The sequence below is a fragment of the Variovorax sp. P4_D9 genome (genome assembly GCF_056401695.1).
The window spans coordinates 1-4,050 of record NZ_JBFUIU010000789.1 but is presented as its reverse complement, the minus strand read 5'-3'; the positions used below and the strand labels follow the sequence as shown (position 1 = coordinate 4,050).

General features: G+C 66.8%; 6 protein-coding genes. 3 read left to right on the top strand and 3 right to left on the bottom strand.

Features of this window, described 5'->3' with window-relative positions; all coding sequences use genetic code 11:
- From AC1DY5_RS45195 to lexA, 3 genes are all read right to left on the bottom strand, one after another.
- Positions 1–891: D-2-hydroxyacid dehydrogenase family protein (locus AC1DY5_RS45195; RefSeq protein ID WP_478120921.1), on the bottom strand; the 891-nt coding region annotated here is incomplete at its 3' end.
- 84 nt (positions 892–975) lie between these two features.
- Positions 976–1,326 (bottom strand): hypothetical protein, encoded by a 351-nt coding sequence (locus tag AC1DY5_RS45190; protein ID WP_478120920.1) that lies wholly within the window; start codon positions 1,324–1,326, stop codon positions 976–978.
- A gap of 120 nt (positions 1,327–1,446) precedes the next feature.
- Positions 1,447–2,121, bottom strand: a complete 675-nt coding sequence (gene lexA / locus AC1DY5_RS45185) for a transcriptional repressor LexA (protein ID WP_478120919.1) — start codon at positions 2,119–2,121, stop codon at positions 1,447–1,449.
- Between the two features lie 74 nt (positions 2,122–2,195).
- Between lexA and AC1DY5_RS45180 the strand changes: the two genes are divergently transcribed.
- The 3 genes from AC1DY5_RS45180 to AC1DY5_RS45170 all read left to right on the top strand — a co-directional run.
- On the top strand, positions 2,196–3,185 hold the full coding sequence (locus AC1DY5_RS45180; RefSeq protein WP_478120918.1) for an asparaginase: 990 nt from the start codon (positions 2,196–2,198) through the stop codon (positions 3,183–3,185).
- Between the two features lie 4 nt (positions 3,186–3,189).
- Positions 3,190–3,606 carry a hypothetical protein gene (locus AC1DY5_RS45175; protein WP_478120917.1) on the top strand — a complete coding sequence of 139 codons (417 nt, stop codon included), beginning with the start codon at positions 3,190–3,192 and terminating at the stop codon, positions 3,604–3,606.
- A 30-nt stretch (positions 3,607–3,636) separates the two neighbouring features.
- On the top strand, positions 3,637–4,050 hold a 414-nt coding region (locus tag AC1DY5_RS45170; RefSeq protein WP_478120916.1), incomplete at its 3' end, for a DUF6152 family protein.

Sequence of the window (4,050 nt, the reverse complement as noted above, 5' to 3'; positions counted from 1 at the left end):
ATAGCCGATGTGCGGCGTGCAGATGCAGTTTTCGAGCCGCAGCAGCGCGTGGCCCTGCAAGGGGGGCTCGCTTTCGAAGACATCGATCGCGGCCAGCCCGGGCCGTCCGCGGTTCAATGCCGCCAGCAGCGCATCCTGCTCGACTAACTCGGCGCGCGAGGTGTTGACTAACAGCGCGGTCGGCTTCATGCGCGAAAGATCCTCGAGCGTCACCAGGCCGCGGGTCTCGTCACTCAGCCGCAGATGGATCGACAGCACGTCGGCCGCGGCAAAGAAGGCCTCGCGGTTGGGTGCCACCTGGAAACCATCGGAGCGTGCCTTGGCGCAGCTTTGCTCGCGGCCCCAGATCACGACCTGCATGCCGAAGGCCTGGCCATAGCGCGCCACCAGCTGACCAATGCGTCCATAGCCCCAGATGCACAGGGTCTTGCCCTTGAGCACTGAACCCAGGCCGAAGTTCGGCGGCATTGAGGCCGACTTGAGGCCGGCCTGCTGCCAGGCGCCGTGCTTCAGGTTGCTGATGTACTGGGGCAGGCGGCGCATCGCAGCCATGATCAGTGCCCAAGTGAGTTCAGCGGGCGCCAGCGGCGAGCCCGATCCCTCGGCCACCGCGATGCCCTGCTCGGTGCACGCATTGATGTCGATGTGCCCTCCGGCCCTGCCGGTCTGCGAGATCAGCTTGAGCTTGGGTAGCTTCTCGATCAGCTGGCGGGAGATCTGGGTGCGTTCGCGGATCAGGACGATGACGTCGGCGTCCTTGAGTCGAACCGAGAGCTGTCCGATGCCCTTGACCGTATTGGTATAGACCTTGGCCGCATAGGCGTCGAGCTTCGAGGCGCAATTCAGCTTGCGTACGGCATCCTGATAGTCGTCGAGGATCACAATGTTCATGGCGTGCCATTGTGCCTCGCACTCACGGCATGCTGTGTTGGTCGGTCGACTTTGTGTCGGACTCTCGGTGAGCTCAGTGCAAGCTCAGTGCAGGTGGGCGGCCCGCGGGAGGGCCTCGGCGGCTTCGAGCGCGACCAGGCGATCTAGTTCGGCGCAGACGTCCGCCATCCGCCCCGAGATCACCATGCGGCCGGTGGGACGGTCCGGTTGATGCGCATCGACCATGCGGACCACGCGCAGGGGACGCGCCGGTGCAGCGCTTGCAGCGGCAGCGGTACCGATGGTGCCGTGTCGCATTGCGCAGCTCGGACGGATCCCGACGTAGCGCAGGCCCGAGGACATGACCCGGCCCGAGCGGCGCCGCGGTATCCAGCGGTCGGCCAGCGATTGCAGTGGCGTGAAGAAATCAGCGATGCTGAGAAGAGCGATTCCCATGTGAACTCCAGAAAAGTCAGAGGTTGAACACAGGCAGGATTGCTTTCATCGGTGCCTCGACAGGGTGATGGCCCTCGGCCATACGCCCGCCACCTGTCGCGGCTGGATCGGTGGCAGGGCCTACATCAGCATCGTGTTGCGGATCAGACCGACCGCCAGGCCCTCGATTTCGAAAGGTTCGCCGGGCTGGACCACGATGGTGGGGTAGTCGGGGTTCTCGGCGTGCAACTCGATGACCTGCTTGTTGCGCTTGAGACGCTTGACCGTGACCTCGTCGCCCAGCCGCGCCACGACGATCTGGCCGTTGCGGGCTTCCTTGGTGGACTGGACCGCGAGCAGGTCGCCGTCCATGATGCCGGCGTCGCGCATTGACATGCCGCGTACCTTGAGGAGGTAGTCGGGCTGGCGCTGGAAGAGGGTGTTCTCGACGTAGTAGGTCTGGTCGATGTGTTCCTGGGCCAGGATGGGCGAGCCGGCGGCCACGCGGCCGATCAGGGGCAGCGCCAGTTGAGCCATGCCGGGCAGCGAGAGCGAGAACTGGTTGTTGCGGGATTCGTTGAGGGAGCGAAGGGCGTCGCCCTTGAGGCGGATGCCGCGCGAGGTGCCGCTCACGAGTTCGATGACGCCCTTGCGCGCCAGCGCCTGCAGGTGCTCTTCGGCGGCATTGGCCGATTTGAAGCCCAGCTCGGCGGCTATTTCGGCCCGCGTGGGAGGGGCGCCGGTGCGGGCGATGGCGCTCTGGATCAAATCGAGGATCTGCTGCTGGYGGGCTGTAAGCTTGACGGCGAACTGCATGATGGCTCCTGACGAGGCACTGGCTAAATGTCCAGTACCTGTATTTTTAACCAGTTTTTAAAAGTTGGCAAGCAATGGGCGAAATCTCTATCCGTGAAACACGCCGCGTGATCGTCCTGGGTACCGGCGGGACCATCTCGGGCCGCGCTGGCGCCGTGGGCGACAACATCGGCTACACGGCGGGCGAAGTGAGCGTCGGCGATCTGCTGCAGGGCATCGACGCGCCGTCCGGCGTCTCGCTCGAGGCCGAGCAGGTGGCCCAGATCGACAGCAAGGACATGGGCTTCGCCATTTGGCGCACGCTGGCGCAGCGTTGTGTCTACTGGCTCGCCGAGCCGGATGTCGCCGGTCTGGTCATCACCCACGGGACCGACACGCTCGAGGAGACCGCCTTCTTCCTGCAGTCGGTGCTGGCGCCCGCCAAGCCGGTGGTCCTGACCTGCGCAATGCGCCCTGCAAGCGCGCTGGCGCCTGACGGGCCGCAGAACGTGCGCGATGCGATCAGCGTCGCCGCCACGCCGGGCGCGCGCGGCGTGGTCGCGGTGTGTGCCGGCACCGTCCACAGCGCTTTCGAGGTGCAAAAGGTCCACACCTATCGGCTCGACGCCTTCGATTCCGGCGATGCCGGACCGTTGGCCTACGTCGAGGAAGCGGCGTTACGCCAGCTCAGGGACTGGCCGGYGGCCGATCCGGCCGCACGGGCCGCCTACGATCGCATCGCGGCCTCGGCGACCTGGCCGCGGGTCGAGATCCTGTCCAGCCATGCCGAGGCGAGGGGAAGCCTCATCGACCTACTGCTTGAGGAGCGCCGGCGCGGCGGGCCCGAGCCGGTGCAGGGGATCGTGCTCGCCGCGACCGGCAACGGAACGCTGCACCAGGCGCTTGAGGCGGCGGCGCTGCGAGCGCAGGCTGAGGGCGTGGCGGTGCTGCGCGCGACGCGTTGCGCCGAGGGTCGGATCCTGCCGAAGCCGAACCAGAGCCTGCGCGACGCCGGCGCCCTGACGCCGGTCAAGGCGCGGATCGTCCTAGTACTGGAACTGCTCGCCGGCGGCGCTGCACGCTGAACCGATGCTCGACGCGCTGCGCTCGACCCCCTGGGCCTACCCGGCACTGGAGGCTGTGCACATCGTCGGCATCGCGCTGCTGCTCGGCAACCTGGTGGCGCTCGAGGCGCGTGTCTTCGGCCGCGCCGCCATCCTGCCGGTGGCGGGCCTGGCAAGACTCTCGCTGAGCATCGTGCTGAGCGGCTTCGCATTGGCGGCGGCGAGCGGATCGCTGATGTTCGCCACGCAGCCGGCCGAACTGCTCGCCAATCGTGCGTTCCAGGTCAAGATGGGCTTGCTGGTCCTGGCCGGCTGCAATGCGCTGTGGTTCCATGGCCGCCGTTCGCTGGCCAAACTTGACCTGCTGGCGCGGTTACAGATGTTGTCGTCCACTGCGATCTGGCTGGCGGTCGTGTTCTGCGGCCGCTGGATCGCCTATTGAGAGAGCACTTGTCCGAAAGGAGCCGTCCGCATGCAACGTCGCAGCCTCATGTTCGCCGCCGTCACGTTCCCGGGCGCCATGCCCTTCGCCTGGGCCCACCATGGATGGAGCAGCTTCGACCAGGACCGGCCGCTCTACCTCGAAGGCAAGGTGCTGAGTTCGCGCTGGCAGAACCCGCATGCCGAACTGATGATCGAGGTGCCGGCCGACCTCAAGGTGCCCGCCGACCTGTCGCAGCGAGTGTTGCCGGCGCAGAGCGCGCCGGTCGATGGCCCGGGCCTGCTCGCCAGGACGACGGTTCCGCGCCGCAAGGACCGCCAGTGGGAGCTCGAATTGGCGCCGCTGACCCGGATGGAGGCCTGGAAGGTGCGCGAAATCCAGCCCGGCACCACGATCTCGGCCGTCGGCTTCGCCACCAAGGAGGAGAAGGGCGACGCCGTGCTT